This is a genomic window from Microbacterium sp. PRF11 (assembly GCF_031844085.1).
Classification (GTDB): domain Bacteria; phylum Actinomycetota; class Actinomycetes; order Actinomycetales; family Microbacteriaceae; genus Microbacterium.
In genome coordinates, this window is the sequence record NZ_JAUZUP010000004.1 from 150,066 (window position 1) to 175,329 (window position 25,264).

The following is a 25,264-nucleotide window of genomic DNA, read 5'->3' on the forward strand; positions in this document are numbered from 1 at the left end:
AACACTCTCCAAGGTGTCCTTCACCTAGGAATCCCGGCTCGCCTGCGTCGTGTGCCGCTGATTGTCTACGTTCGAGACCTAGGCGACGGCGGCAACAGGCCTATGTTCGAGGTTCTGGTGTATCGGTTTCTGCTGGCCGTTTGTGCGCGCGGCGTGATATTCAATAGCGAGACTACTCGGGATAGCTGGCGGCTGCGTCTTCCGAGTATTGTGATACCAACAGCGGTTGATGAACGATATTTTGCCGCACCTGCCCGCGATCGAAATGGCGGTGTGATCATGGTTGGTCGAATCGCACGATGGAAAGGTCAAGCCGAGGTAATCTCCGCAATGAACGCCCTCGCGGATTCAGGCTTCTCGACGTCATTGACCATTGTTGGCGAAAAGACTTTCGATGATAACGTCGGGCTTCCAGAAGCCCGGTTTCCGGTTCACCTTGCTGGCTTCAGCGACCCCTTGGACTATCTATCCAGCGGCGAACTTCTCGTTCATGCGAGTACGACTCCTGAGCCATTCGGCCAAGTACTTGCCCAGGCGGCTGCTGTCGGTATCCCGATAGTTTGTGCCGACCGTGGCGGGCAGACAGAGTGGCTAACGCATAACGCATCGTGCCTGATGGCAGATCCGACACGCGTCGACGAACTGGCATCGGCTATCGGCGAGGCTTTATCGGACAGGCTGGGAGCTGAGGAGCGCGCAGTGGAGGCCCGTTCGAAGGCTCAGATGTTTCGCGCTGAGGTCGCTTATGAGCCCGTAGGGAAGTGGCTTGAGGAGGTTTGTGGCAGATGAGTGAGTTGTCTATTGACGTAATCATTCCCTCCGTGGGTAGACCGGACGATGCGAGAGCCGCCATCCGTTCTGTCGCGGAGGCTTTGGCGCTCACGGAGCCTGGCCAAGTACGTGCGAACATCATGGTCGTTCACCGGCAGGATGACTCCGCAACTCAGACGGTGGCCATCGAGTCAGGCGCTCGGGCCGTCCGTGTATCTCGACCCGGTCTAGCATGGGCGATGCGGGCCGGAGCGGAGGCCTCGATGGCTGACATCGTCGCGTTCATGGATGACGATGCGCGTATGAGACCCGGATGGTTCTCGAAAGCCGCTCAGCACTACGCGGATCCGCGGATCGGCGGGGTTGGCGGTGCAGACATTCAGCCGGACGGCTTTCCAGTGCGCGTCCGTCAGTCGCGAATCGGCACGATAGACCGATGGGGCAGAGTCCTCGGCGGCCACCATCAGGCGGAAGGACACTGGCGCCTCGTCGACCACCTTAAGGGCGCGAATTGTAGCTTTCGTCGTGAACTCTTCTTGGCCCATCATTACCAAGATCGCGTTGCTGGTGGTGGCGCGCAGGCTCGAAATGAATTCATCGCGTCGCTGGCCATTAAAGAGCAAAAGTTTGCGCTCCTTCTCGACCCTGAAATGATCGTTGACCACTACCCGGCACCGCGAAGCTCCGATGATGCACGTTCTTCAGTGAGTAAGGCGTACGAGACTGCTTTCAACGAATGTTTCGCTTTCGCAGTTGTCTGTCACCGGAGGCGCCTTATGAATCGAGGCTTTCTGCTTCTGCTGGGATATCAAAACACGCCCGGATTGGTACGATTGGTCATTGGTCGGGCTCCACTTCGACAGGTGGTAGCCACTTTCCGTGGAGTCATCAGCGGGTGGTCCGTGGGACGTCGTCACCGTAAACGGAAATCTGCTGTTTGGGGCAATCAATGACCGAGGATTTTCTGGTAGTTGTGGCGCAAGGCACGGGAAGCTTCGATGCGGAGCGAGTTCGGCATCTCCTGAAGGCGAGCGGTTTGTCCGCGAAAGAGGTCCACCTCGAACGGTCGGCCGGTGCTGTGGCCTCGATGTTGGCAACCTTCAAGGCGGTTTGGAACTCACAGCAGAAGCTGATCTTCATGGAAGGCACCGGGCTTCGGGTTGGTTTACCAATAATCATCGCGCGTGTGCTGAGAGGGCGTCGCCTGAAGTACGTTGTCTCCAGCGGTGACGCGATAGATCGCTTCATCCGTAATCGGTACGGTTATATACCTGGGCTGATAGCGCGTTGTTATGAAACGCTCTTATACAGAAATGCGGCGCTCTTCATCGGCTGGACGCCATATCTCGTTGGACGTGCCATCAGAATGGGCGCGCCGACAGGACTCACAATAGAAGGACAGGCTCCACAGAGCGTCGGTGACACCGTGGGGCCTCGTAGAGCTGAAATAAGGTCAAGGCTGGGGGTCAAGCCAAACAATTTATTGGTGGGAGTAACTGGGAGTATAAATTGGTCTGTCCGCCAGTCCTACGCGTACGGGTTGGAGCTCGTAGAGTCTGCGGCGCTCGCAACTCGGAAGGACGTCCAATTCATCGTCGTGGGAAGCGGCTCGGGCCGAGCGAAACTCATCGCTCGCGCTGCGTCGAACGGAGCGCCGGTAATCTTCGTGGAACGCGTCCCTCGACAAGAGCTGTTGGCTCTGATGGCCGCTCTCGACGTGGCGGTCGTTGCGCAAACGCCCGACGAGGTTGGACTTCTCCGGCTGACCACAAAGCTGCCGGAATATCTTGCAGTAGGAACTCCGGTAATAATGCCCGCCATGCCGGGAGCTTTCGACTATTTGCCTGCTGGTTCTGACTCGCCTGCGATATTAGTGCCAGCCACGCACCCTGGCCGTAGAGAATTCTGGCGAAGGCTTGCTCTGGTAATCGACGAACTCGATAGAGAAAACTTACAAAAGAGAAGTGAGGCGGCATTGAGTGCGGCGAAACGCTTCGGCACTCACGAAGCGGCCGGGAAACTTAAACGCGCGGTGTCTATGCTTACGGAGGAGGGCCAAAATGGCGGGTTCTGATAGTTCCCTCACGGTTTTTATTTGCACACGGAATCGGCCGGTCGAGCTGGCGTCCGCGCTTCAAAGCATCGAAGCTGGATCCCTGCGGCCAGCAAGAGTTGTTGTCAGCGATGACAGTAATGATACAGATGCATCAGCGACGCTAGAGGTCGCGAGCCGCTATGGTGCGGATTATCAACGCGGACCGCGGCGCGGATTGGGAGCCAATAGAAATGCTTGCGTTGCAAACCTCACGACGCCCCTTTGTGCGTTTATCGACGACGACGTAAAGGTCTCTCGGGACTTCGTCCAGAGGGCCAGCATGGCGCCGGTCGGACAGATCACGACAGGCTGGGAACTGAATTTCTCGCACAGACCGCCTCGGGCTGTTCAGGCAAGTAACTCTAGTTTTCTAGGTTTCCAGAAGGTATCGACGCACAGGAGGCTCAAATCCATCGTGATCAATGCCACCGTCATTCCTGCTAGAATCTTCCAAAGTGCGCAGTTCGACGAGCTCACGCGGTACGGCTATGAAGAATTAGATTTTGCTCGTCATGCATATTCGTTGGGTTGGCAGATCGTGTTCGACCCGCACCTTTGGGTTGAGCATCATCCTTCGAGTCTCGGACGCTCCGACCACCACGACCAACGCGATCAGTCACGTCTGTATCTGACGCGATACGCATACGCGACATATGAGAAAAATATCTTGAAAGCCCTCGTCTTTCATCGTGTTGCTGTGCTGCACCTGCTTCTTTCGGGTTTACGGAGGGGGCGGGGTGTTCGCAAGTCGCTGACGGTTGCGAAGAATGCTCAAGAACTGTACGCGCTGAGGCAGGCGCGGAAAGTCTCGACTTGAACGCTCCTCTCGCTCGACTGCTTCGGCTAGCTCGCCATCCAATGGGGCGGCGGGTTGCGGCGACATCGCTTGTTACCTACACCGGTATGGCGCTCAGTCTTCTGTCGTCACCGGTTGTCGCTCTCACAATCGGGGCAGATGGTCGTGGTGTCGTTGCGGGGTCTTTCGCTCTTATTCAAACCTTGTCCTGGGTTGGCTTCTTGTCACTCCCGCGTGTGCTAGCAAGAGATACAACGAGCGGTTCCGGGACGTCGCGACGAGGCATGATATGGCTGACAGCACTCGGCCTCATGAACACCCTCATCGTTCTAGTTCTGGCAGACGCATTGTCAAATGGTGACTCACGTATCGCGCTTGGAATGCGATTAGCTGCAGTTGTGCTGTGCCTTAATGGAGTTGGCCAGTTGGGAGTGGAACTCGCGCTGGCGAACGGACACATCACGCTCTTCAATCTGTCTCGGCTTGGGTACACGGTCTTACCTTCCTTGATCATTCTTGGTCTGGGTGCGTCAGGCACGTTGACGACTGTCACCGCCTACTGCGCAACACTCGCGGGCCAGGTCGCGACAGTCGTGGTAGGAGTTGTAATCACGCTAGTTCTTGGGACTAAAGGGTCGGCCGCGCCGACGCCATGGCGAGATTCGCTACATCTTTGGTCTGCGAGTGCCGTCGACAGTGTCGCGGGGCAACTGGGACAGCTTGTACTTGCGGCGCTGTCCACGGCATCACAGGTCGGCATTTACTCCATTGCTGTCATGCTTGGAGCGGTAGCCGGCGGGTTGGCGCAAGCTCTGACGCAGGTCAGCTACTCTCGGTTCCTTGCGCAGGCACGCAGTGAGGTAGTCACGTCTGCAAAGTCGTTGGTGCGTTTGACTATCATCGGAGTTGCGTCGACACTCATCGTTGGTGTACTACTGATCGCATTTGTCAAGCTGTTTGGCACGGTTCTTTTTGGGCCCACTTTTGACGGGCTAGCCCTCGTGACGGCCGCGGCCATGTTCTCTCAGATATTGAGCGATCAATGGAACCTTCGAGTTATGTTCGATACGGCAAATCGACAAGTCTCGCAACTCATAATTGCCTCAGCTGCCGGTGCTGTAACAACGGGCGTGCTAACAGTGATTCTCGTTCTCACGGAGTCTCTTGCTGCTCCCACTATGGCTCTCGCTCTCGCGGGCGGCGCCGCATCCAAGATTGGCGCTCGCGCACTCATCAGCCGAAAATTGAGGTCTGGCCCGCATGCGGTTTCGGGCGGCTCGCGCTCGCGTGATCTCGGAGAACAAGATTAATTGCCGCGGAGGCGCACCATGTCCACAGTAATAGCGCACGACTATCTAACTCAACGCGGCGGCGCGGAACGCGTGGCTCTAACGCTGGCGGAGGGATTCAGTGCGAAAGAGATTGTGACATCTGCTTACGTACCATCGCAGACATTCCCGGGCTTCTCCTCTTTCGCCATACGTGAAAGTACCCACTTGGGACTAAAGATATTCAAGAGTGATCCGCGGCGAGCGTTACCGTTTCTGGCTCCTGCATGGGACGCAATGAATCCAGTAAGCGCCGACGTCGTCATCTGCAGCACGGCGGGCTGGTCCCATGGCGTGCCGGTCGCAGACGGGACGCGTAAGGTGGTCTACTGCCACAATCCCGCGCGGTGGTTGTATCAAACAGACGACTTTCTGCAAGACCAGGGATTCATTGCACGCGCAGGTCTTGCCGTTTTGCGCGACGGGTTGCGAAGGTGGGATGAACAAGCCGTTCGAAGCGCGGACGCTTACATTGTAAATTCTACGGCGGTTGCCGATCGTGTCAGGCGCGTTTACAACTTGGACCCGACGGTAATTCACCCCCCTGTGTCAGTGGACGTTTCGGCGGATCGAGATCCAGACGAGAAACTGAACCCAGGCTTTTTCTTAAGTGTGGGGCGCGCTCGGGGTTACAAAGGCGTCTCGCGATTGATTGATGCGTTCGCCAGGACACCATTGAAGCAGTTGGTCATTGTCGGTACCGAGCACCAGCCGACTTTTCCATCCAATGTCGTAGGGCTTGGCCGGGTTTCCGAGTCAAGACTTAGGTGGCTGTATGCAAATGCGTGTGCTTTGATATCGGTGTCCCGTGAAGACTTTGGGCTTACCCCTATTGAGGCCAACGCATTCGGGACGCCATCCCTGTTGCTTCGAGCCGGTGGCTTCCTCGATAGTACCGATGTCGGTGTCAGTGGTCTTTTCATCCAAGACGAAGGTCGGTCGTCTATAATAAGAGCCATCGAGGCTTTCCCTGAATATTGGGACGCAACGGCGGTTATGGCCCATGCGCAGAAGTTTTCGATCGAGCGTTTCGTTAGTCAAGTCGCTGATGTCGTGCGTGATGCATGAGGGAAGTCAAACGATGAAACCTGAACTAATCTGGCAATTCTCGCAATACCTGCACCGGCGAGGATTTCGACGATCTGCGCGGTTGGCGAAGTTTGTGAATTACTTGCTTTTCCGGGTGGTCTTACCGCCGCAGGCTACGTCGGGTCCAGGTTTGCGTTTAGGTCACCTCGGCTTAGGAGTGGTCGTGCACCCAAACGTCCGAATCGGCGCGAACGTCCTGATTTGGCATGGAGTAACCCTCTCTGTAACCACGTGGGTGGGCTCTAATGTCGAATTGCGAGTAGAAGACAACGTCACAATCGGAGCTGGAGCGGTAGTTGTCAGCCGCACGGAGCGGTCCTTGACAATTGGTGCCGGAGCGACAATCGGCGCGGGTAGCGTCGTCATCGGAAACGTTCCGGCTGGTGCAACAGTTGCGGGAAATCCCGCGAAAGTGTTGGCGATGAGGCCGACGTCGCCCTCATCCCACTGACCTAGTTCAGTCTAGAGCCTGCGCCGGGTTGTCGGCGGCAATTGCTTAACCACGCGGGCAGGGTTGCCCGCGACGACAGTAAAGGGTGGGACGTGTGAAGTCACCACGGCACCGGCGGCGATCACGGCGCCGTCTCCGACGCGAACTCCGGGCAGAATAATTGCTCCTCGGCACACCCAGACCTCGTTGCCGATTATGGTCGGATGTGATTTGACACCGTTGCCGGGATTAGTTTCGTGCGAATCGGTGTCCGCAATGGAAGCGAATGGTCCCAGTTTGAGGCCGTGACCGATACGCACTTCGAGCGCCGCGTGGATGCTAGAGCCTGAATTCATCATGAGTCGATCACCAATCATGAGGATGGCTCCGTCGTCTGAGCGTATGTGTGCGCGGGCCTCGAATCCGTAGATGACGGCTCGCGCGCCGATGACGGTGATTCGTCCGCGGGCGTCGATGTAAGGCCCCCGTCCTTTTAGGAGCGGACGCTTGCCTGACTTTAGGCCGTGAGTCAGGAACCAAAGTCGAGCTTTGACGATGCGCGCTTCCCTAAGTATGCGTTCAATCATGTCGAGCCTCCCTGGCGAGGGACACGGAGTCGCGTCTCGAGTGCCTCACATGTCGCGGGGTCGTCGGAGCAGGTGGGTAGTGTTTAATCATGCAAACGCGTCGGGCGGTCAACAGGTTGTGGTCCTTTTGTGTCAACACTCTGGGCGGGTCATCTCTGCTTCATGGGCATGTTCGCGAACGGTTCCTGCGACTGGGGGGCATCCAAACCAATGGCACCTCGGTCCGGACCGGGGTGTTCTTCGCTTCCGACCAGATCACGTTCGGCAAGGGTGGTCTTGTGGAACGTGGAGTTCAGTTCGAGAACCGAGAATCCATCACGGTGGGCTCCAATGTTTATATCGGCCCTGATTGCTACATCGGAACTTCCTCCCACACTATCGGCGCGGCGCATCACCGGGCGGGAACGTATCAGGGCGCGTCCGTTTCTATCCATGATGGATGTTGGCTCGGCGCCAGAGTCATGGTGCTCCCGGGGGTCGTCGTCGCTCGAGGATGCGTCATCGCTGCAGGAAGTGTTGTTACGCGCGACACTACAGAGAACGGGCTCTACGCCGGTATTCCTGCGATCCGAAAACGTGACTTGACGTGACGGTACTCCTGTAGGTGGCATGTGATCGTTGCGCGCCAATCGCTGGCTCTTGCTAAGGCGGCGGGCGCTCACATCTGGATCGCACTTGGTCCGCGCCCTTGGCCCTGAAAGGTGTTCTCTCGGTTCTCAAATCGCGCGGGGCGTAGGTCGGTGTCCGATCAGCAGGACGTCGCCGTCCGCCACCTATGTGAGCCTGGCCGTTTAGCTGGCGCCCGCCATAGATTTGCGCAACGCTGTCCGATCGGAGAACAGGAGTCGCAGCATCGTCGCCCCGGGTTGCGTCCGATCGTGCGTGTGAAGGGCGTCGCAACCCAGACTAGGGGCGCTCATTGCATGATTGAGTCGGGGTGCTGTAAGCATGACCGGGTTGCCCGGACGGTTTTTGTGTGTTGATCATGTCGCGATTTCGGTGGCGGTGTGAGGGGCTTCACCGAGTGGGACACGACGAAGCCCGACGGCACCCCGCAGAAGCTCCTCGACGTGTCGAAGCTCGCCGAGGCCGGGTGGACGGCATCCATCTCGCTCGAAGAGGGCATGGAGCGCACCGTCGCGTGGTACCGCGACCACGTGGATACCATTCGCGAGTAGATGTTCCGCCACATCGTGCTGTTCCGGGTCCGTGACGACGTCACGGACCCGGACGTCCTTTCCGCCATCGATGCTCTGCGCGGCCTCGGGAATGAGCCCGGCGTGGCCACCTGGACGATCCAGCTCTCGCTGGACACCCGCAAGGGGCGCATCATCGTCGAGGACGGGACGTTCGTCGACGCGGATGCCTTCACGGCATGGCGCGGAGGAGAAGCTCACCGGGTCGTGGCCGAGCGGATGTCTACGATCGCCGACTGGTGGGTCGGGGATTGGGAGGAGTGACCGTTAGCGACGTCGCCTCCATGTCTCGCGGATTGAAGACGCGATGACCCCGAAGAACAACGCCCTGGCGCGCGCGGTGCATGACGGCGACCTCGCCTGCTACGACAACGCCGTGCTCCCGGCGCGCGGACGCAGCTCGGCCAGATTTCTCATCGAGCTCTCATGCGGCCACCACGACGAGCCCGGTAGCGTCCTTACCGGAACAGCCACTCCTGGGTCAACGTCCCCCAAACGGGGGACAAACGCCGTAGCATGATCGGACTCGGCATCCAATCCGAACAGGGGAGGGTTCCGAAGACACAGCGGGACATTTCCGACTCGAAGGTGAGCGATCATGCGAAGCGAGTATCTGCACCACGGCGAAGGTCGCCCGCTCTGGGCGACGCCGATCGCCACCGCGGTCCTCTGGACCGCCGTCATCGCGCTCGCTATCGCGGGCGTTTTCATGCTCACGGTGCACGGCGACACCGGGGTTCTCCTGATGGTCGCCGCCATGATCATCGCGGCTCCCGCTGCCGCGGCGAGTCGGTATCGCAATACCGTCTGACGACCGCCGCTCTCGGCGCGGGGTGGGGCCCGGAAGCCGAGCGGTGGTGTCTGTCCGCGTGGGGGCGCGGACGACAATGGTGGGGGGAACAGAAGGCTCCGGATCCGAGGATCCGGGGCCTTCTGTCGTTCAGCGGGATGCCTCCTCGTGCGCGACGCGGAGCAGCAGCAGTTCGTCGTGCCGCCAGCCGTAGTACCGGTTGAGGCGGCTGCCGATCTCGCGGACGGCTCCGCTGCGCCGCGTGGCAATCCCGTGCGGAACATCGACGGCCGACGGGTCCAGCTCGCGAGCCGCGAGCCGGAGCTCGTTCACGAGATCATGCGTGCGAGCGACGCCGAAGGCCGACGCGACCAGCGTGACGTCCCCGATCACGACCGTGCTGTGCGCCTCTGTGCATAGACGCGTGGCGCGCCTCTCGGCTATGGCGACCAGCAGCACTGCCGCGCCGGTCAGCAGGTTCACCACGACGGCGACCAGCGCCGCGGGGACCATCGAGAACGGCCCCAGGTCGGTGTCAGGTGTCGCCCCGGAGGCGAGTGTCGTGACGGTGCGACCGGCCGAGTACATCGCATACGCGACCATCGCCACGGCGATGAGCCGCATCGATCGGTGGGGAAGCGAGTCGTTGCGCATCGCCAGAACCGCGCACACCGCGCACACGACGACCAGCACCAGCGACCGTAGGGCAATCGCCGCCGACGCGGAGAAGGCGATGGAACCCAACGCCGTGAGCAGCGAAGCCGTCGCCGCAAAAACCGCCGCCCCGCGGGCACGCCGCCGCGAGGTCGTCGACACCGCCACGCACATCAATCCCGGCGTGAGCACCAACGCGGTGTTCGAGGCAATAGATACCACCCTCCCCGCGCCGTGCTCACCCATCACCACGAGACTCGCCGCGCCGAGCGACACCACCCCCGCAGCGACCGCGGTCCGGAGGAACGCGCTGCGGGCCGCCGAGCGCTCGCCCCGGGGGAAAGCCGCAGCGACAACGCCGGCGATCACGCCGAGACACACCAGGACGAGTCCGATCGACAGAAGCACGCGCTACCCCCTCGTCACAGAATGGCGTAAGGATCCCGGCTCCGCATGGCGCGCGGGCGCGCTGCCGCGGTAAGGGTGCGTTGGGCTTTGTTTCGGCTCCGGTCGTGACCATCAGAGTGCCCCGGATTTCTCGGCCCGGGGCACACGGCATCCACTGTTCGGCTACCCATCGCCGAGGCCCAGACGCCTGCGACGCGGGCGCGGGGGTGGGCTGCGCAGCGCCGGTACGGGAGGCTCGAGTGCGCGTCAAGCATTCCGGTAGAGAGGGAAGGAACTGAGCGGTCTCGAGAGCTCTTTCTCGCCAGCGTCGGTCAACTTCCCCAAGGGCACGATGGTGGAAGCCGTCCACTCGATGAAGTCGCGCCATTGCGCATCCAGGGCTCCTGGCGGCAGTTGCAGAAGCACGTTCGTGAGGAAGCGCGCTCGGAAAGCCGCCTGCTGCCGTCGCCGCCGCAATCCGGGTCGCGTCGCGCTCAGGCGGTCGTAGAACGTGGCCAGATGGCTATAGACGTGAGCGGCGACGATTGATCTGTCGACGTCCCACGCCCACGTCTGACCGGTCGAGCGCCACCACGGCACGTCGATGAAGTCGAGGGACTCCGGAGCGCTCACCTGCTCGAACGCGCGAAAGATCCGGTATGACTTGCTGTGCGCGGCCTCGTGCAGGAGGCATTCAGCGAGATGTATCCGGTCTGCCTCGCTGCCGGCATCCCCCGAGACGGAGCTCACGAAGATGGCGCCGCCCGTGTGGTCGAGGGACGCACTGCTCAGGCGATCCGAGGGGATGTCAAAGACCCGTGTGACGAAAGAAGCGGTGTTCTGCCATACCTCGGGAACGGTCGCGGTGAGCAAGCGATATGCACCCGTGAGCCGGTGTGCGAAGTGCGCGTCCGGGGTGCACGGTTCATCCGCGAGTTCCAGATCGGAGCACACTGCGGCACGGAGATGCGCAGCCAGTGCAGAATCCGCAGGATGGTCGCGGCGAAACCAACGGGCGGGGGAGTTGAGATCGCCCGCGACAGGGACGCGAAGGTGGTCGGCAGCTGGTTCCGTCCATCCCGACGTCAATGCCTCGCACACGAAGTTGTCGAGGAGCGGATGTACAGCGAGGGCGGAGGCCCGCTGGGAGAAGCCGGCCGTCGCGTAGGCGGCGCGGCTTCGTCGACAGATCTCATCCATCGCTCCGTAGATGCCTGTCCAGAGAACGTCTCTCATAACCACTTGCCCTTCTTCCGGAGCAGCTGCGCGGTGAGGTTGGCTGTTGCCAGTCGGCCGGTCGGGATGATCGGCCGCCCGAGATCGATATCTGCGAAACGTTCAGCGCCGGGAATGAGCACCTGGACGACTGAGAGTGTCGGTGAGCTCCAGACCTCCCGGCTGAGATAGAAGAAACCCGCGGCGGCGAGCCGAGACCCGGGGTGCGGATCGCTTTCCGCTTCTTCTTGCGCTCGGACCGCGTCGATCGTGACACTGATCCGAGGCGTAGGTCTCGGGGGAACCGCCAAGGAATGCAGGACGGGATACTCCGCGAGATTGTCGCGATGCTCCCCGCCCTCCGACACCCAGGAGGCACCGAGTCGCTCGGCGACGAGTTCTTGATGCGTTTCCGTGAGCGCCCGCATGACGGCACCAGTCACAAATGAGCTGCACCCGATACCGGTGACGACAGCGCCATCAGCAGACATGCACCATGCGAAAACGACGGTCGAGACGAGGGACGGCAATCTGACGATCACTAGCTCCCGCGCGCCCAGATTCTGCAGTGTCCTGATGACGCCGATCGCGGGTGGCCATGACATGACATCCAGCTCGACTGGCGCATCCGCCTGGGTGAAGTGTGAGAGGAGGTAGGCAGAGAGGGCGTCATGCTCGATCAGCTCGTTCAACGCGTGAATCTCGGCCTCTCGCCTATCCGACCCCGACGCGTACCCCTTCGTCGTAGAGACGCGGTCGAGGTAGCCCAGGTCGCGGTCATCAGCAGTGATGGCGAAGCCGAAGTCCGCAGCGATAGCCGGGTACAGCACCGGCCTGTGTGTCACCGGATCCTCGAACTCGACGACAGGCTGCGCTGAGTCTCCGCGAATACGTCGCGCAAACCTGTACACCAAATCGCGATCTTCTAAGGCAGATTTCGGGAGCGCTCGCGACGAGTATAACGGCGATTGCCCAGGAAGCTTGTACTCCGAGGCGGCATGTTCTAGGGCCTCGTAAAGGCCGCTCGCCCACGCCTGCCAATCTATGCCTTTTCCGCATGCCTCACTGATGCAGCGATCTCCGAGGAAAATCTTCGTGGGGACGACATAGCTGGTCGCGGATGAGGATAGGACCAGATCGGGCTGTTGAAGAGTGAGTCCGAGATCGCTGAGTAACGTCAATCCGCTTCGCCAAGCCGTGAATGGCGGTAGCGTTCTATCGTGATCGAACATGTGTCGAACCAGGGTGCCGCGTCAACTGCCGCGGCACCCCGAATTGTCAGTTCTCTTCCTGTTTAGCCTGCTCTTCCTCTGCCGACGCGAAGAATTCGTCTTCGGCTGAGCGCGTCTCCTGAGGGTTTCGGAAGTTCGTCTTGCCGCTCTTGGTCTTCGTCTTGCCCATAGGGTCCTCCGTACTGTTCGTGTACAAGTGCTGGGGTTAGTCAGCACGGTTAAGGTAAGTGACTCGGCACCGCGGATGCAAGAACTCAACGATAAGATCCAACGGTGACGGTAAGCAGTGTCCCTCTTCGTACTCTTCAGCGCGCTCGACGCTGGATGACCATCGGCCTTGTCGTATCCGTCATCGGAACGAGGACCATCGAGGGTGGGTCGGATGGTGCGGTTGCCGGTGGGCTGCTACCGGTCTTCTGGGTTGCCGCGCTGGTCACCGTCGGGGAGCTGATCTCCTTCTCCTCCCCGCTGATAGCGGCCTCCGCCGCGCGGTTCAGTCCGGCGAAAGTCCTGGTGAGCGCTGACTTCGCCGAGGCTGCTCTCAGTACGGTGGCGGTCCTTCTGCTGGTGTTATGGCCAGGCGGCACCGTGCCGATCCTCGTCACCTATTTGCTTGTTGCCGCGATATTCCCCGCCGTAGGAGACGTCGTCGAGGAGTTTTATGGACAGCAACTCGCTCAAGTAGACGTGCATGAAGCACTGACATTCAATGCGTCCATCTACTCGGCGCTTGCATTTGTGGGAATTGTGGTCGCCATGCCGTTCGGCAGCATCCTCTCCGGCGTTTCCATCGTGATGCTTATTGGTGCGAATGCTGTGTTCTCTTGGCTTGGTGCGTCGTTCAGGATTGTCAGCGCGCGAACCGTGATAACGCCTCCACTCCTGAGTCAGGATCCGGAAGAATTCGACGCGCTCGGCAGTCGAATGCCAGTGCGTGAATTCCTGCATGATCTCTGGCGGAGCGGCTTTGCTTCCCCGCTATACAGTCTCATCGAGCAGATGGGCGCTACTCTTTCGGGGGTATTCGTCTATTTGGCAATCGCGAGACAGTCGGGCTTCGATCCCTCGGTCGCGCTGGCAGTTGTGATCGCGACTTTCGGAGCCGGTGCGACGATCGGTCCATGGATCGGCAAAGCAATGGCCGCGCGCCTCAACCCCCGGGCCCTCCTCATCGGGGTGACCGCTTCGACGGTCGTGATGCTGACCCTTTTCGCCCTCGCCATGACGCTGATCGGTGGGCAGTGGTTCTGGTGGATAGGGCTCGCGTACGCGCTTCTTCTGGGCGTTGCATCGCGAGTTCGAGAGGTCGTCATAACGACTCTGAGGCAACGAGAATATCGAGGTAAGAGATTCTCGAGAATCATGAGTTGGTCATTCTCGGCTACGGCCCTCGGCGCGATCGTGGGCAGCTGGATCGCCGTAGCGATCCGGGCGGTTGAATCCCCGTCAGCCGCAATCCTCTCCGCTGCGGCCCTCTTGTTGATCGCGGCGCTGATCGCGTCCATGAATCGGCCGAAGACCATCACGAGACGGGACACGACAGCGGCAGGATGATCAGACCACCCGTCCAGGTGGCTACGTCGAAATGCGCTGCACAACGGTCTCACCCGGCCCTGGCGGCCCAGTCGAGGCGCACTCTGGATGAATGAGCGTCACAAACCCGGCTGACGAGTACGAAGCGCTCGTTCATGTCCTCGTGCGGGTTTCACGTCGATTTCCGTCCGTGCCGGAGGACAGGCTTGTCGAGCTGATCGCTGGCGAGGTCAGCCGGTTCGGCCGCGTGCGACTGCGTAATTATGTGCCGGTCCTCGTAGAAGCCAACGTCGTGAGGACATTGCGCGGAACAACTCGCTCAGGAGGGTAGTCAACGGCGCACAGACAAACGACATCGAGCTCGGTGAGGACGGACTCGACAGCGGCGGCGCGGTTCCCCATGACGTGAAGATGCTTCGTCGAAGCGTGATTGGTCGAAGCTGATGGTCATGGCGGCTCTTCTCATGAGGGGTCATGTAGGGAGGCGCGAGCGTCGGTCGACTTTCCAGGTCTGCCGCGTCGCCCTCGGAGCAGAGCGAGGTGGCCGTGAGGTAGTAGCGGCCCGGTCCGGTGCTGAAGGTCATTCCCTGGAAGCCGCCCCCGGTCGCGAACACGACGGGGTGCGGCCTCTCGACGAGACGCACGGTCGTTCCGAGTTGCTGCCACCTTTCGGAAATTCGTTGAGCGTCGCCAAGGAGGATGACGACGCTGACGATGAGTCGCTTGCCGTGGACACCTCGTCTCATCGAAGGTCCTCCGGAATCGAACCGCGGGCAGGGGCGACAGCATCACCCTGGCCGATCGGGGCCATCGCGATGTCCCGCAATGGTCCGGTGAAATGGTGCAGGTAGCCGTCGCCGCGCGGCGTACTGCTGCTGTGGCTCCCGATAGCCGCCGGCTCCCCTCTCCCCGAATCCGTTCCGCACGTACGCGCTCCGAAAGTCGGATTCATCGGGGCTGCGGGATGCTCGGGGGCGTAGGGGACGCTCCAGGGAGGGGCGCACGAGGTGGCACCGTCGGTCGGTCTTCCAGGTCCGCGGAGTCGCCCTCGGCGCACAACGACGTGCCGTGCACCGCGTAAAGAGATGGTCCGGTGACGAAGGACGCGCCCTGCACGCCGCCGCCCGTTGCGAAAACGGAGGGAATGGGGGCCTCCACGAGGCGCGTACGCATGCCGAGTCCTGACCAATAGGACGCGATGCGCTTAGCGTCCGCTAGTGGGTCGGCGCCACGAGGTGCCGAGATCGACCAGGAAAACCTGGCCCGATAGTCCCCGGGGCATGGACCTGGTGCTGGGCGGCCGCCCACCGGCTCCCACTTACCAACCGGCAACTGCGCCGCCGCATCCGTCATGAGGGAAATGAGCGCTTCCTCTACTTCGGAGGCGCTACTCGGTGCCACGTCCGGCTCTGCGCAGCTTCCGAGGAGGAGCGACAGCATGGCGAGGGCGCTGATCGATAGCCGGCGCCGTGCTCTCATTCGATGGCTCTCACTCTCTCCTAGCGCCACTTGCGCGCGGCGACATGTCGTCGTTGTTGCCGGTCGTTGCGTACGCGATCGCCCGGCGACTTGAAATCGCGGTCGAGATGACCGCGCGCGAGTAGGGAGCACGGGGTGGTCCGACGTCCCGCCGATTCGCGCCCAAACGTCGGGTGTCGCCCGCGACGCAACAGGGTCGGGCTGCGGCTTCAGTGGAGCGGAAAGGTGAATCAGCCCTTCGAGAGGCTTTCCCATTTCTTGGTGACCTCGGTGTTCGCACAGACCAGGATCTCCGCGGCGGATCTCGCTGCGGACGCCGCGTTCTCGAGCAGGGCGCGGCGATTGAACATGGTCCAGGACCACTGGGCATGCATGCTCTCGTAGGCCCTCTTGGCCTGCCCGTCCCACTCGGTGCGCAGCAGTTCTGACTGCTCGTCGAGCTCGGCGAGGACGGACTCGACAGCGACCGCGTGGTTCGCAATGGCCTTGAGATGCTCGTCGAAGCGAAATTGATCGAAGCTTATGTTCATGGCGGCTCTTCTCAGAAGGGGTCATGTGGGGAGGGCGCGAGCGTCGGTCGACTTTCCAGGTCTGCCGCGTCGCCCTCGAAGCAGAGCGAGGTGGCCGTTATGTAGTAACGGCCCGGCCCGGTGCTAAAGGACATTCCCTGGAAGCCGCCGCCGGTCGCGAATACGACGGGGTGCGGCCTCTCGACAAGACGCACGGTCATCCCGAGTTGCTGCCAACTCTCGGAAATTCGTTTAGCGTCTTCGAGGTGGTTCGTCCCCGGATCCGCAACGAGCGTCCATCCGAACTCCGCCTCATTCTGATCCGAACACGTCCGCGGCGCCGGACGCCCTGCGAGTGGACGCCAGTCTCGGTCAGGAAGGAGGTCGGCCGTGTTCTCCACAACGGCCACCAACCCCCGTTCGGCCTCCGTGTGAGAAAGCGGAGACTCATGCTGCGAGCTGCAGGACGCCGCCGCTAACACACTCAGGCAGACGACGACAGCTACCAGCCGCTTACCGTCGACACCTCGTCTCATCGAAGGTTCTCCGAAATCCAACCGCGGGCAGGGGTGACAGCTTCACCCTGCCCGACCGTGGCCATCGCGATGTTCCGTAAGGATTCGGTGTGCTGGTCCAGGTATCCCTCGCCGCGCGGCGTGTTCGTGACATGGCTCTCGACGGGCGCAAGCTCGCCTCTCGCTGAATCCGTTCCAAATGTATGCGCTCCGAAGGTCGGGTTCATCGGGTCTATGGGATGTTCGAGCGACTTGCGTCCAATCCAAGCCCATTCGTCCCCCGTTACGGGCGGGAGGGGAAACGCGCTGCGCGCTTGTCCTGCGAATACCTTGTCGGCGTTCAGGTCGCTTGCATCGTTGATTGTCGTCGGCAGCCCGGCACTCCCGATGGCCACAAACGCGTCGATCCGAACGTCGGTCGAAGCCAATGCGATGGACGACGTTGTCGTGCCGTAACTGTGAGCGACGACATTGAGCGAGGACTCGGAATTCGCGCACGTCAGGCCGTGCAGTGTCTTGTTCAATCGGGCCGCTCCTTCTTCAGCGAGTTCGTTTCCGAGGACGGCGAAGTCGCCGTCTTGAGGAGAGGGGGGCGCCTTATAACCGATCCAAGCGACAACTGCATGCTGACGGCTGGCGTCGAGCGCTGCCTGCATCTCTTGCAGCGCTGAGACCGAATCCGCCCACTCCCGCATCCCCGCCGCCTCCGAGGTCATCCCCGGAACCGCGACGGTGATGTTGTCGGCCGTATCGAGATCACCGATGGAGACAGCGGCGAGCGGGGGATGGTCGTCCGTCAGGCTGACCAGAAAGCGCGGCGGACGGTCGGGGTCTGTCTTCAGCCCGTCTCGCACGCCTTCGAGTGCGGCGAGGTCCTCGCGAGCGGACTGCTCTCGCAGGTGCCGCTCGTGCATCTCCTCGGCGGTCGGGGGCGGCGACTCCGGGAGGGGCTTGAGCGCGTCGGAGAGTTCCTTCTCAACCTCCGCCAAGCGCGACGTCAGCGCCCGCCGATTCGCCTTGTCGCGGGCGCCGTACGGCACGCCCTCGAGGTTGCCGATCACGCCCGGCAGGGTGCGGATGAGCGCGCTCTGCGCGGCCGGTGCCAGTGCGCTCCACCAGGTCTTCGCGGCTTCGGTGTCGAGAGCCTTCACAAGGTCGACGAGCTCGGGGCGGGCCGTGAGAACGTCGTCGAGTTCAGCGGGGGACAGTGAGGAAAGCAGCGCGGCCGCTTGCGCAGACGTGGTGACGGTTTGACCCATGCGCTGCCACGTCTCGGCGCTCAAGGTGGGCTGTGCGGCCGCCGTTCGGATGATGCCGGCCGCGCGGTCGCCCGCCTCGGCGACGCGGGACTGTGCGTGGCGGAGGATCTCCCACGCCTTGGTCCGCAGCGCGCTCGCGTCGAACGCGCTTGGCGAGGGGGCCGGCAGCATCGACACCTGGCTCTCGGCTCGCTCCGCCTGGATCCAGGTGTCGATGGCGACGCCGGCTTGATCCCGCGCCCAGTCGAGCGTCGAGCTGTACTCCTGCAGGGCCCCGGATGCGACGGTCAAGGAGTTCTGCAGGAGCGTCCAGGATGCGGCGACCTTCTCGACGTGCCTCCGGAAGGCCCGGGGCGCCGAACCCTCCCACCCCTCGGGTGCGGCGAAGGCTCGAAGCGACAGCGCGTTCTGGTCGGCCCTGTTGGCTCGTCCCTTCCACCCGGCGATCGCCTGCTGAATCGAGACGGGGGAGCCGGGGATCAGCACCGACGGATCGGTCGACATCGTCAGCATGATCAGATGTGCCCGTCCGCCTGACGGAGGACGGCGGCCGCCTCGGCGTCGGCGTTCTCGTAGGTCGATGCGCTGTCAGCGAGTGTCGTGGGAATGGCGTGCAGGTCGTCGACCCGGGCTTTCCACGCCTGGTCGACCTCGGTGGCGAAGTGACGGATGGCATCGGCGAGACCGTCGTGACCTACGTCGGAAGGATGCTCGACACCCGCGGTGGGTGTGGCGGCATCCGCCATCTTGCGTGCGGCGGTCGCCGCTGCTTCGAGGGATTCGGGATCGACGGAGAACGCGGACATGCGATCCAGTGAACATCGCGAACCGCGTCCGGGGAAGCTTTTCCACAGGTGAAAAATACTGCCTGAGCGGGTGAAAAAGCGGGTGAGGGGGCGGCATCCGGGAAAAGCAGAAGGCCCCGGATCTTGCGATCCGGGGCCTTCTTCTTGTTGCGGGGACAGGATTTGAACCTGCGACCTCTGGGTTATGAGCCCAGCGAGCTACCGAGCTGCTCCACCCCGCGGCACAAGAGAAAACATTACGCCGAGATGAACGCGATGGCAAATCCGGACGTGCCGCCCGGGAGTGTCGCGGGAGAATCACCTGGTGAGCACCTCTCTCGACGATTTCGACGACGGCCGCCCCGAGAGCCCCGCGCAGCGTGCGGACCGCAACTGGAACGAGATCCTGCAGGAACTCCGCGTGCTGCAGACAGGCACCCAGATCCTCACTGGGTTCCTTCTCGCGCTGGCCTTCCAGCCGTCGTTCGCCGAGCTCGACGGTGGGCAGCGGATCCTCTACCTGACCCTCATCGCGTTGTCGGCGCTCAGCGCCGTCCTCGCCCTCGCACCGGTGGCCCTGCACCGCGCGGTGTTCCACCTGCAGGTGAAGCCGGCGCTGGTGCGCTTCGGGCATCGGTCGCTGCGCGGAGCGCTCGCGCTGGTGTCGCTGCTGCTGGTCGGCGTGGTCGTGTTCGTCTTCGACGTGGTCGTGACCCTCGAGGCGTCGATCGCGGCGGGTGTCGTGCTCGGCGCGGTCATCCTCGTACTGTGGATCGTGGTGCCGCTGATCATCCGGCGCCGCGGGAGGGAGACCGCGCAATGACCCACGACACCGTCGGCATCGCCGTCGCGCAGTTCGCCCCCACGGCCTCGCGGCAGGGCAACCTCGCCGACATCGACGCGGCCACGCGCGCGGCCGCCGCACGCGGCGCGCGCATCGTCGTCTTCCCCGAATACTCCAGCTACTTCGTCGACCCGTTCGACGCGTCCCTCGCCGAGAACGCCGAAGACCTCGACGGCCCTTTCGTCGCCGCGCTCACCGCGCTCGCCGCCGAGCTCGACGTGGTAGTGGTCGCGGGCCTGCTCGAGAAGGCCGACGACGGCCGGCGGGTGCGCAACGCGGTCGTGGCGGTGGCGGGGGATGGCATCCGGTCGGTGTACCGCAAGCTCCACCTGTACGACGCGTTCGGCCAGCGCGAGTCCGACTGGGTCGAGCCGGGCGAGATCGTCCCGCCGCAGACGTTCGAGGCGCACGGGCTGCGCTTCGGCCTAATGACCTGTTACGACCTGCGCTTCCCGGAGGTGGCGCGCACGCTCGCCGACGCAGGAGCCGACGTGGCGCTCGTGCCGGCCGAGTGGGTGCGGGGTCCGCTCAAAGAGCACCACTGGCGCACGCTGCTGCAGGCCCGGGCGATCGAGAACACGTTCTTCGTCGCTGCGGCCGACCACCCGCCGCCCCTCGGCGTGGGTCACTCGATGATCGTCGACCCGCAGGGTGTGGCCCTGGCTCAGGTGGGCACGGCGACCGATGTCGCCGTCGCGCACGTCGATCCCGAGGCGATCGCTCGGGTTCGGCGGGTGAACCCCGCCCTCGAGCTGCGCCGGTTCCGCGTCACTCCGCGCTGCACCCGTCGACGGGAGGCTGCCGACGGGTGAGTCGGATCTTCACCGACGCCTCGGCGCCCGCCTCGGCGATGAACAGCAGCTGACCCTTCGCGCTCAGCGTGAGACCCACCTCGATCTCGTTCACACCCCACCGGGAGGAGTCGTCGTCGATACCGTCGCCGATCGCGGTGAGCGCGCGCACGGTGTCGGCCCAGTTCTCGCGGAGGGCCTCGACGCTGGCCTCGACCACCTCGCCGCCGCGCTCGCGCAGACCCGGTCGAGCGGTCGGCGTGTAGATCTGCACGGTCCAGTCGTCGGTCATGCGGTGCTCCTTCGGGTGGGGGTGGCTTCGACGGGCTCAGCCACCGGCGGCTCGGGGTCGGGCGACGGTGGGGGTGGCTTCGACGGGCTCAGCCACCGGCGGCTCGGGGTCTGGCGACGGTGGGGTGGCTTCGACAGGCTCAGCCACCGGGGGCGGGGCCGCCGACTTCAGCGGGCCATGCCGGCCAGCCGCTCGGCGGCGTTGGCGAGCACCTCCACGCGCTTGCACGCGGCGAAGCGGACGAGCGTCGCGTACCGATCGCGATGCGCGGGAGTGACGAACGCGGTGAGCGGGATGCCGACCACCCCCGCGCGAGCGGGCAGTTCGCGGCAGAACGCGTCGGCGTCGGTCGCGCCGAGCGGGGCGGCATTCACCACCGTGAAATACGACCCGCCGGGGGAGGAGACGTCGAAACCCGCGGCACGGAGGCCGGTGCCCAGCAGGCGCGCCTTCGCGGCCATCTCCGACGCGACCGAGGCGAAGAAGGTGTCGGGCAGGCGGAGCCCCACCGCGGCCGCGGGTTGGAAGGGCGACCCGCCCACGTACGTGAGGAACTGCTTCACCGCCATCACGGCCGACACCAGCTCCGCCGGTCCGCTGACCCACCCCGTCTTCCACCCGGTGAGCGAGAAGGTCTTGCCCGCCGACGAGATCGTGAGCGTGCGGTCGGCGGCATCCGGGTGCGTCGCGATCGGCACGTGCGGGCCGTCGAACACGAGGTGCTCGTACACCTCGTCGGTGACGATGATCGCGTCGTGCCGGTGCGCCAGACGCACGATCTCGTCGCGGGCCTCGCTCGAGAACACCGAGCCGGTCGGGTTGTGCGGGTCGTTCACGAGGATCACGCGGGTGCGATCGGTGACAGCGGATGCCAACTGCTCCAGGTCGGGCTGGAAGTCGGGCCAGCGCAGGGGGACCGGCACGAGCTTCGCCCCCGACAGGGCGATGCAGGCGGCGTAGGAGTCGTAGTAGGGCTCGAAGACGACCACCTCGTCGTCGGGGCCGTCGATCAGCGCCAGCAGGGTCGCGGCGAGCGCCTCGGTTGCGCCGACCGTCACGAGCACCTCGCGACCCGGGTCGAGGTCGATGCCGTAGAACCGCTTCTGATGCTCGGCGACCGCGGCGAGCAGGTCGGGGAAGCCGCGGCCGGGCGCGTACTGGTTGATACCGGCGGCGATCGCCTCGCGCGCGGCGTCGAGCACCGCCTCGGGGCCGTCCTCATCGGGGAACCCCTGCCCGAGGTTCAATGCGCCGGTGGAGGCCGCGAGGGCGCTCATCTCGGCGAAGATGGTCGGGATCGCGGAACCGTCCGGTGCGAGGAGGCCCGCCCCGCGAGCCGTTCGCTGCCAGGCGCCGGGAATCTGCTGCATGGATCCAGGATGCCGCACGGGCACGTCTGCAAGGGGGGAATGCCTCGCGGGGTTCTGCTGCTAGACCCATAGAGGCGGCTCACTTCTGTCATAGGTGACCCACAGCATCGGTGGTCATCGTAGAAGCGCCTGGAAGAAGGAGCATCCCATGAGCGACACCACGGACAACCGTCCCGAGGGTAACGACAACAGCCACAACACCGAGTCGGCCGCGCACGGCGCCATCCCCACGTCGCCGCAGCAGTCGGACTCCTCGACCCCCACCGCCTCCGCGCCGCACGAGGGCGCCGCGACGTCGACGCCGCGCGCCGACGTGCCGCCCATGCCGACGCGCTCGCCCGCCGCGGCCGCCGCCGCGTGGCCCGCCCCCGTCGCCGGCACCAACGTGCCGCAGCAGGGAGCCGCGCAGCCCGCCCACCCCGGCTACGCCTCGGCGCCCTCGGGCGCCACCTCGCCTACCGGTCACGCCTTCGGCCCCGCCGCCACGAGCGCGCACCCCACGCTGACGCTGCCGGACTCGGCATCCTCCACCAAGCCCCGTAAGAAGAGCGCGACGCCGCGCATCGCGGCCCTGCTCGTCGCGGCGGCCCTCGTCGGCGGCGGCGCCGGCCTCGGCGGCACCTACGCCGGTCTCAGCCTGTGGGGCGGCTCGAACGCCTCCAGCGTCGCCGGTCCGTCCACGGTCACGGTGAACAACCCGCAGGACGTCAACGCCACCGCCGCCGTCGCGAGCAAGGTCGTGCCGAGCGTCGTCACCATCAGCGCCACCGGCACCAACTCCGGCGGCACCGGCTCGGGCGTCGTGCTGAGCAGCGACGGCTACGTGCTCACCAACACGCACGTGGTCACCCTCGACGGTCAGACCGGCAACGCCAAGATCTCCGTCACCACGAGCGACGGCAAGGTCTACGCAGCCACCCTCGTCGGCACCGACCCCACCTACGACCTCGCCGTCATCAAGCTCGACAACGCCTCGGGCCTGACCCCGATCGAGTGGGCCGACTCGTCGAAGCTCAACGTCGGCGACGCCACCGTCGCGGTCGGCGCGCCCCTCGACCTGCCCAACACCGTCACCACCGGTATCGTCAGCGCGCTGAACCGCTCGATCCAGGTCGCCTCCTCGGCGGCGCCCTCCGACGGCTCCGACGAGCAGCAGAGCGAGCCCGGGCAGGAGAGCCCGTTCCGCTTCGACTTCGGTCAGGGACAGCAGTCGCAGACCGCGAGCGAGACCATCAAGATCGCCGTCATCCAGACCGACGCGGCGATCAACCCCGGAAACTCCGGCGGTGCGCTCGTCGACGACGAGGGCAAGCTCATCGGCATCAACGTCGCCATCGCGAGCGCCGGCGGATCGTCGTCGGGCGGACAGTCGGGCAACATCGGCGTCGGCTTCTCGATCCCCTCCGACATCGCCAAGCGCATCTCGACGGAGATCATCGACAACGGCGCCGCCACCCACGGTCTGCTCGGTGCCTCGGTTCAGGATGCCGCCTCCCAGCAGGGTGCGACCACCACCGGCGCGTACGTCGCCGAGGCCGTCAGCGGCGGCGCCGCCCAGGCTGCGGGTCTGCAGAAGGGCGATGTCATCACGCAGTTCAACGGCATCCCCGTGACGAACTCGATCGACCTCACCGCCCAGGTGCGCGCGCTCGCCGCGGGCGCCAAGGCCGAGGTCACCTTCCTCCGCAACGGTCAGACCAAGACCGCCGAGGTCACGCTCGGGTCGATGCCCACGAACTGACCCGATCCATCACGTCGCAAGCGCCATCCCGCGGACCGCGGGGTGGCGCTTCGTCGTGCCGCGCGGTGCGGCCTCTCGCGCGGGACGGGGGTCCCTGAGCCCGTCGGAGGGACCGGGCGCCGTCGCTCCCGCGAGAACCGGAGGTCCCTGAGCATGTCGAAGGGACCGGACCCAGCTTCTTCCCGCGAGGAACGGAGGTCGCTGAGCCTGTCGAAGGGACCGGACCCGCCTCCGCCGGTTACGACAGCGGCGCCAGCCGACCGATCGCCGCGAGCGGGATCCCGATCCAGTCCGGCCGGTTGCGGGTCTCGTAGATCGTCTCGTAGACGGCCTTGTCGAGCTCGAACGCCTGCAGCAGCAGATCGTCGTCGGTGCGAGGGATGCCGGCGGTCTCGGCGTAGCCGTCGAGGAACGCCTGCTGCGCGGCGATGACCCACCGACGCACGGTGTCGCTGTCGTCGTTGGCGATCGCGCCCGAGACGTAGTCGAACGAGCGCAGCATGCCGGCGACGTCGCGCACGGCGACATCGCGTTGCCGGCGCTCGGTGATCGGCCGCAGTGGCTCGCCCTCGAAATCGAGCAGCACCCAGCCGTTGCTCGGCGTGTAGAGAACCTGCCCCAGGTGCAGATCGCCGTGCACGCGCTGCAGCGGCGGCCATGCGGCGTCGGCCGCGTCGGCGTACACCTGACGGATGCGGTCGGCGTACGGCGCGAGCGCGGGCACCTCCGACAGGGCGATGTCGAGGCGGCGCTGCCAGGCGCCCGCGACGGCGGAGCGGTCGGTCGTCGCGGCCTCGGCCGTGTCGAACGCCTCGGCGAGCGCGACGTGCATACCGGCAACGCTCGCCCCGAGCGCGCGCGCCTTGTCGGCGAAGTCCTCGCCGCTCGCCGCCGCGTCGAGCGCGACGCGCCACGCGTCTTCGACGCCCTCGAAGAACTCCTGCGCGAAGGCGAGCGATCCGCTGACCGGCTCGCCGTCGGCGGCGGTCCAGCGTCCGCGGATCTCTCCGATCGCCGCGGGCACGAACGCCGCACCACCCGCCGCGAGCGCGGACTGCAGCTCGACGTCGGGGTTGATGCCGGTGTTCACCTGCCGGAACAGCTTGCAGATGATCGGGATGCCGTCGCCCTCGGGCCGGAAGATGAGCGAGGTGTTCGACTGCTCACCGCTGAGGACACGCGCCGTCGCGCGCGACGCGATCGGGCGGTCGGAGGAGGCCGCGAGAGCGGTTCCGAGGAATCCGCCCTCTTCACCCCCCACTTCGCCCCCGACGGTCACCCACCCGTACAGCGCGTCGGTGAAGGCGGGGTCGGTCGTGGCATCCGCCCACACGTCGTTCTCGTCCGCGGCGCCGATGAGGCTGCCCGGAGGAACCGAACCCTCCGGACGCCGCACGACCGGCACTTGATAGACGACCGGCGGCTGCGCGGCGTCGTCGTGCACGAGCAGCACGTGCGCGTCGGCCGCGTCGACGGCCCAATCGGCCACGACGCGGAGTCGGGGATCGCGGCCCTTGGTGCCGTACCAGCGCTGACGCGGCATCCACACCGCGAGGAGATCGAGGAGGTCGCCCAT

General features: G+C 64.1%; 25 protein-coding genes, 1 tRNA gene and 1 pseudogene. 15 read left to right on the plus strand and 12 right to left on the minus strand.

All coding sequences use genetic code 11. The annotated features are described in order from the left end of the window. Positions 1-51 precede the first annotated feature (51 nt). The 6 genes from Q9R20_RS12085 (at position 52) to Q9R20_RS12110 (ending at position 6,058) form a co-directional block, all read left to right on the plus strand. Positions 52-789 (plus strand): glycosyltransferase family 4 protein, encoded by a 738-nt coding sequence (locus Q9R20_RS12085; protein ID WP_311249571.1) that lies wholly within the window; start codon positions 52-54, stop codon positions 787-789. Continuing rightward, complete coding sequence (locus Q9R20_RS15975) at positions 786-1,724, plus strand: glycosyltransferase (protein ID WP_396653691.1); 939 nt, start codon at positions 786-788, stop codon at positions 1,722-1,724. Before Q9R20_RS12085 ends, Q9R20_RS15975 begins: the two co-directional genes overlap by 4 nt. Then, a complete protein-coding gene (locus tag Q9R20_RS12095) occupies positions 1,721-2,845 on the plus strand; it encodes a glycosyltransferase (RefSeq protein WP_311249573.1) in 1,125 nt (374 codons plus the stop codon). The genes Q9R20_RS15975 and Q9R20_RS12095 overlap by 4 nt, the downstream gene beginning before the upstream one ends. Next, positions 2,832-3,683 carry a glycosyltransferase family 2 protein gene (locus Q9R20_RS12100; RefSeq protein ID WP_311249574.1) on the plus strand — a complete coding sequence of 284 codons (852 nt, stop codon included), beginning with the start codon at positions 2,832-2,834 and terminating at the stop codon, positions 3,681-3,683. The genes Q9R20_RS12095 and Q9R20_RS12100 overlap by 14 nt, the downstream gene beginning before the upstream one ends. A gap of 290 nt (positions 3,684-3,973) precedes the next feature. Further along, positions 3,974-4,972: a hypothetical protein gene (locus tag Q9R20_RS12105; RefSeq protein WP_311249575.1), complete on the plus strand. Its 999-nt coding sequence runs from the start codon at positions 3,974-3,976 to the stop codon at positions 4,970-4,972. 18 nt (positions 4,973-4,990) lie between these two features. Next, on the plus strand, positions 4,991-6,058 hold the full coding sequence (locus tag Q9R20_RS12110) for a glycosyltransferase (protein WP_311249576.1): 1,068 nt from the start codon (positions 4,991-4,993) through the stop codon (positions 6,056-6,058). 483 nt (positions 6,059-6,541) lie between these two features. Here Q9R20_RS12110 and Q9R20_RS12115 read toward each other — a convergent pair whose 3' ends face one another. Beyond that, a complete protein-coding gene (locus Q9R20_RS12115; RefSeq protein WP_311249577.1) occupies positions 6,542-7,096 on the minus strand; it encodes a DapH/DapD/GlmU-related protein in 555 nt (184 codons plus the stop codon). An 89-nt stretch (positions 7,097-7,185) separates the two neighbouring features. On the opposite strand from Q9R20_RS12115, the gene Q9R20_RS12120 reads away from it, so the two are divergent. The 4 genes and pseudogenes from Q9R20_RS12120 to Q9R20_RS12135 all read left to right on the plus strand — a co-directional run bounded on the left by Q9R20_RS12120 (position 7,186) and on the right by Q9R20_RS12135 (position 9,103). Continuing rightward, positions 7,186-7,686: an acyltransferase gene (locus tag Q9R20_RS12120; protein ID WP_311249578.1), complete on the plus strand. Its 501-nt coding sequence runs from the start codon at positions 7,186-7,188 to the stop codon at positions 7,684-7,686. Between the two features lie 414 nt (positions 7,687-8,100). Next, positions 8,101-8,274: pseudogene (locus Q9R20_RS12125) on the plus strand (GDP-L-fucose synthase); the annotation flags it as partial. Next, positions 8,275-8,556: a Dabb family protein gene (locus tag Q9R20_RS12130; RefSeq protein WP_311249579.1), complete on the plus strand. Its 282-nt coding sequence runs from the start codon at positions 8,275-8,277 to the stop codon at positions 8,554-8,556. A gap of 334 nt (positions 8,557-8,890) precedes the next feature. After that, entirely contained in the window at positions 8,891-9,103 is a 213-nt protein-coding gene (locus tag Q9R20_RS12135) for a hypothetical protein (protein ID WP_311249580.1), read from the plus strand. A gap of 129 nt (positions 9,104-9,232) precedes the next feature. Here the strand turns inward: Q9R20_RS12135 and Q9R20_RS12140 are convergent, their stop codons facing one another. The 4 genes from Q9R20_RS12140 to Q9R20_RS12155 all read right to left on the minus strand — a co-directional run bounded on the left by Q9R20_RS12140 (position 9,233) and on the right by Q9R20_RS12155 (position 12,739). Next, positions 9,233-10,144, minus strand: a complete 912-nt coding sequence (locus Q9R20_RS12140; RefSeq protein ID WP_311249581.1) for a hypothetical protein — start codon at positions 10,142-10,144, stop codon at positions 9,233-9,235. Positions 10,145-10,390: 246 nt separating this feature from the next. After that, on the minus strand, positions 10,391-11,323 hold the full coding sequence (locus Q9R20_RS12145) for a hypothetical protein (protein ID WP_311249582.1): 933 nt from the start codon (positions 11,321-11,323) through the stop codon (positions 10,391-10,393). A 32-nt stretch (positions 11,324-11,355) separates the two neighbouring features. Continuing rightward, entirely contained in the window at positions 11,356-12,570 is a 1,215-nt protein-coding gene (locus Q9R20_RS12150) for a YcaO-like family protein (protein ID WP_311249583.1), read from the minus strand. 46 nt (positions 12,571-12,616) lie between these two features. Continuing rightward, positions 12,617-12,739, minus strand: coding sequence for a hypothetical protein (locus Q9R20_RS12155; protein ID WP_311249584.1), 123 nt, complete (start codon positions 12,737-12,739; stop codon positions 12,617-12,619). Positions 12,740-12,894: 155 nt separating this feature from the next. On the opposite strand from Q9R20_RS12155, the gene Q9R20_RS12160 reads away from it, so the two are divergent. After that, the gene (locus Q9R20_RS12160; RefSeq protein WP_311249585.1) at positions 12,895-14,124 is read left to right on the plus strand and encodes an MFS transporter; all 1,230 of its coding nucleotides are present in this window, start codon (positions 12,895-12,897) and stop codon (positions 14,122-14,124) included. Positions 14,125-14,215: 91 nt separating this feature from the next. Beyond that, positions 14,216-14,434 carry a three-helix bundle dimerization domain-containing protein gene (locus tag Q9R20_RS15980; protein WP_366509184.1) on the plus strand — a complete coding sequence of 73 codons (219 nt, stop codon included), beginning with the start codon at positions 14,216-14,218 and terminating at the stop codon, positions 14,432-14,434. A 1,378-nt stretch (positions 14,435-15,812) separates the two neighbouring features. Here Q9R20_RS15980 and Q9R20_RS12165 read toward each other — a convergent pair. From Q9R20_RS12165 to Q9R20_RS12180, 4 genes are all read right to left on the minus strand, one after another. Next, positions 15,813-16,112 carry a WXG100 family type VII secretion target gene (locus Q9R20_RS12165; RefSeq protein ID WP_311249586.1) on the minus strand — a complete coding sequence of 100 codons (300 nt, stop codon included), beginning with the start codon at positions 16,110-16,112 and terminating at the stop codon, positions 15,813-15,815. Between the two features lie 511 nt (positions 16,113-16,623). Further along, entirely contained in the window at positions 16,624-18,378 is a 1,755-nt protein-coding gene (locus Q9R20_RS12170; RefSeq protein ID WP_311249587.1) for an alpha/beta hydrolase, read from the minus strand. 2 nt (positions 18,379-18,380) lie between these two features. After that, positions 18,381-18,671, minus strand: coding sequence for a hypothetical protein (locus Q9R20_RS12175; protein ID WP_311249588.1), 291 nt, complete (start codon positions 18,669-18,671; stop codon positions 18,381-18,383). 147 nt (positions 18,672-18,818) lie between these two features. Next, a tRNA-Met gene (locus Q9R20_RS12180) sits at positions 18,819-18,892 on the minus strand. An 83-nt stretch (positions 18,893-18,975) separates the two neighbouring features. Here Q9R20_RS12180 and Q9R20_RS12185 point away from each other — a divergent pair. Continuing rightward, the gene (locus Q9R20_RS12185) at positions 18,976-19,473 is read left to right on the plus strand and encodes a DUF6328 family protein (protein WP_311249589.1); all 498 of its coding nucleotides are present in this window, start codon (positions 18,976-18,978) and stop codon (positions 19,471-19,473) included. Next, on the plus strand, positions 19,470-20,306 hold the full coding sequence (locus Q9R20_RS12190; protein ID WP_311249590.1) for a carbon-nitrogen hydrolase family protein: 837 nt from the start codon (positions 19,470-19,472) through the stop codon (positions 20,304-20,306). Before Q9R20_RS12185 ends, Q9R20_RS12190 begins: the two co-directional genes overlap by 4 nt. On the opposite strand, the gene Q9R20_RS12195 is transcribed toward Q9R20_RS12190, so the two are convergent. Both Q9R20_RS12195 and Q9R20_RS12200 read right to left on the minus strand, forming a co-directional pair. After that, the gene (locus tag Q9R20_RS12195) at positions 20,263-20,577 is read right to left on the minus strand and encodes a hypothetical protein (protein ID WP_311249591.1); all 315 of its coding nucleotides are present in this window, start codon (positions 20,575-20,577) and stop codon (positions 20,263-20,265) included. The genes Q9R20_RS12190 and Q9R20_RS12195 overlap by 44 nt on opposite strands. A gap of 167 nt (positions 20,578-20,744) precedes the next feature. Then, on the minus strand, positions 20,745-21,947 hold the full coding sequence (locus Q9R20_RS12200) for an aminotransferase class I/II-fold pyridoxal phosphate-dependent enzyme (RefSeq protein WP_311249592.1): 1,203 nt from the start codon (positions 21,945-21,947) through the stop codon (positions 20,745-20,747). Positions 21,948-22,095: 148 nt separating this feature from the next. Here Q9R20_RS12200 and Q9R20_RS12205 point away from each other — a divergent pair, with 148 nt between their 5' ends. Next, positions 22,096-23,688 (plus strand): trypsin-like peptidase domain-containing protein, encoded by a 1,593-nt coding sequence (locus Q9R20_RS12205; protein ID WP_311249593.1) that lies wholly within the window; start codon positions 22,096-22,098, stop codon positions 23,686-23,688. Between the two features lie 238 nt (positions 23,689-23,926). Here Q9R20_RS12205 and Q9R20_RS12210 read toward each other — a convergent pair whose 3' ends face one another. Continuing rightward, positions 23,927-25,264: a maltokinase N-terminal cap-like domain-containing protein gene (locus Q9R20_RS12210; protein ID WP_311249594.1), complete on the minus strand. Its 1,338-nt coding sequence runs from the start codon at positions 25,262-25,264 to the stop codon at positions 23,927-23,929.

What these genes read in the sequence shown, in the direction of transcription:
- Q9R20_RS12160 (WP_311249585.1), top strand. Translation starts at nt 12,895, where the DNA reads ATGACCATCGGCCTTGTCGTATCCGTCATCGGAACGAGGACCATCGAG.
- Q9R20_RS12105 (WP_311249575.1), top strand. Translation starts at nt 3,974, where the DNA reads ATGAACACCCTCATCGTTCTAGTTCTGGCAGACGCATTGTCAAATGGT.
- Q9R20_RS12115 (WP_311249577.1), bottom strand. Translation starts at nt 7,096, where the DNA reads ATGATTGAACGCATACTTAGGGAAGCGCGCATCGTCAAAGCTCGACTT.
- Q9R20_RS12100 (WP_311249574.1), top strand. Translation starts at nt 2,832, where the DNA reads ATGGCGGGTTCTGATAGTTCCCTCACGGTTTTTATTTGCACACGGAAT.
- Q9R20_RS12135 (WP_311249580.1), top strand. Translation starts at nt 8,891, where the DNA reads ATGCGAAGCGAGTATCTGCACCACGGCGAAGGTCGCCCGCTCTGGGCG.
- Q9R20_RS15975 (WP_396653691.1), top strand. Translation starts at nt 786, where the DNA reads ATGAGTGAGTTGTCTATTGACGTAATCATTCCCTCCGTGGGTAGACCG.
- Q9R20_RS12130 (WP_311249579.1), top strand. Translation starts at nt 8,275, where the DNA reads ATGTTCCGCCACATCGTGCTGTTCCGGGTCCGTGACGACGTCACGGAC.
- Q9R20_RS12150 (WP_311249583.1), bottom strand. Translation starts at nt 12,570, where the DNA reads ATGTTCGATCACGATAGAACGCTACCGCCATTCACGGCTTGGCGAAGC.
- Q9R20_RS12175 (WP_311249588.1), bottom strand. Translation starts at nt 18,671, where the DNA reads ATGTCCGCGTTCTCCGTCGATCCCGAATCCCTCGAAGCAGCGGCGACC.
- Q9R20_RS12170 (WP_311249587.1), bottom strand. Translation starts at nt 18,378, where the DNA reads ATGCTGACGATGTCGACCGATCCGTCGGTGCTGATCCCCGGCTCCCCC.
- Q9R20_RS12120 (WP_311249578.1), top strand. Translation starts at nt 7,186, where the DNA reads ATGCAAACGCGTCGGGCGGTCAACAGGTTGTGGTCCTTTTGTGTCAAC.
- Q9R20_RS12195 (WP_311249591.1), bottom strand. Translation starts at nt 20,577, where the DNA reads ATGACCGACGACTGGACCGTGCAGATCTACACGCCGACCGCTCGACCG.
- Q9R20_RS12205 (WP_311249593.1), top strand. Translation starts at nt 22,096, where the DNA reads ATGAGCGACACCACGGACAACCGTCCCGAGGGTAACGACAACAGCCAC.
- Q9R20_RS12155 (WP_311249584.1), bottom strand. Translation starts at nt 12,739, where the DNA reads ATGGGCAAGACGAAGACCAAGAGCGGCAAGACGAACTTCCGAAACCCT.
- Q9R20_RS12165 (WP_311249586.1), bottom strand. Translation starts at nt 16,112, where the DNA reads ATGAACATAAGCTTCGATCAATTTCGCTTCGACGAGCATCTCAAGGCC.
- Q9R20_RS12145 (WP_311249582.1), bottom strand. Translation starts at nt 11,323, where the DNA reads ATGGATGAGATCTGTCGACGAAGCCGCGCCGCCTACGCGACGGCCGGC.
- Q9R20_RS12110 (WP_311249576.1), top strand. Translation starts at nt 4,991, where the DNA reads ATGTCCACAGTAATAGCGCACGACTATCTAACTCAACGCGGCGGCGCG.
- Q9R20_RS12095 (WP_311249573.1), top strand. Translation starts at nt 1,721, where the DNA reads ATGACCGAGGATTTTCTGGTAGTTGTGGCGCAAGGCACGGGAAGCTTC.
- Q9R20_RS15980 (WP_366509184.1), top strand. Translation starts at nt 14,216, where the DNA reads ATGAGCGTCACAAACCCGGCTGACGAGTACGAAGCGCTCGTTCATGTC.
- Q9R20_RS12210 (WP_311249594.1), bottom strand. Translation starts at nt 25,264, where the DNA reads ATGGGCGACCTCCTCGATCTCCTCGCGGTGTGGATGCCGCGTCAGCGC.
- Q9R20_RS12190 (WP_311249590.1), top strand. Translation starts at nt 19,470, where the DNA reads ATGACCCACGACACCGTCGGCATCGCCGTCGCGCAGTTCGCCCCCACG.
- Q9R20_RS12200 (WP_311249592.1), bottom strand. Translation starts at nt 21,947, where the DNA reads ATGCAGCAGATTCCCGGCGCCTGGCAGCGAACGGCTCGCGGGGCGGGC.